The following is a 1,086-nucleotide window of genomic DNA, read 5'->3' as shown; positions in this document are numbered from 1 at the left end:
GAAGGCGGCATTCTGCGCAACTCGAACGGCGAGCGCTTCATGGAGCGCTACGCGCCGACCCTGAAGGATCTGGCGCCGCGCGACTTCGTTTCGCGTTCGATGGGACAGGAAATCATCGAAGGTCGTGGCGAAGGTCCGAAGAAGGATCACATTCTGCTCGATCTCTCGCACATCGGCGCCGAGACGATCATGAAGCGTCTGCCGTCGATCCGCGAAATCGCCATCCGGTTTGCCAACGTCGATCCCATCAAGGACCCGATCCCGGTGGTGCCCACCATCCACTACCAGATGGGCGGCATTCCGACGAATGTCCATGGCCAGGTGATCGGTACGTCGAAGGGCCACAAGGATCCCGTCAACGGCTTCTACGCCGTGGGCGAATGCTCGTGCGTGTCGGTGCATGGCGCGAACCGCCTCGGCACGAACTCGCTGCTCGACCTCGTGGTGTTCGGCCGCGCGGCCGCGAATCATATCATCCAGCACGTGAAGGACGTCCGGCAGCACAAGCCCTTGCCGGCCGACGCCGCCGACTTCGCGCTCTCGCGGCTGAACCGGCTGGAGAAGTCGTCATCGGGCGAGCATACGCAGGCCGTGGCGGGAGACATCCGCTCGACGATGCAGACGCATGCTGGCGTGTTCCGCACGGAGAAGCTAATGGCGGAAGGTGTGCAGCAAATCGCGCAGGTCGCGGAACGCGCGAAGCACATCCACCTGAAGGACAAGTCGAAGGTGTTCAACACGGCGCGCGTGGAAGCGCTCGAAGTGGCCAACATGATTGAAGTTGCGCGCGCAACGATGGTGTCTGCGGAGGCCCGCAAGGAAAGCCGCGGCGCCCACGCGCCAAGCGAGCACAAGGAACGCGACGACGTGAACTGGCTGCGCCATACGCTCTGGTACAGCGAAGACAACCGGCTCGAATACAAACCAGTCCAGCTGCAACCGCTGAGCGTCGCGTCCGTGCCGCCGAAGCCGCGCACGTTCTAGGTCTCACGCCAGTCAAAGGGAATCGGAAATGGCCAAACGAATTTTTGAAGTCTACCGCTACGATCCGGACAAGGACGCGGCGCCGCGCATGCAGACGTACGA

Annotated in this window: 1 protein-coding gene; it reads left to right on the top strand. The window is 62.6% G+C overall.

Features of this window, described 5'->3' with window-relative positions; all coding sequences use genetic code 11:
* On the top strand, positions 1 to 984 hold a 984-nt coding region (locus BLU17_RS32125), incomplete at its 5' end, for an FAD-binding protein (RefSeq protein ID WP_143189418.1).
* Between the last annotated feature and the right edge of the window lie 102 nt (positions 985 to 1,086).

The organism is Paraburkholderia lycopersici (assembly GCF_900096975.1).
GTDB classification, from domain to species: Bacteria; Pseudomonadota; Gammaproteobacteria; order Burkholderiales; family Burkholderiaceae; genus Paraburkholderia; species Paraburkholderia lycopersici.
This window is presented reverse-complemented; position numbering and strand designations above follow the sequence as displayed.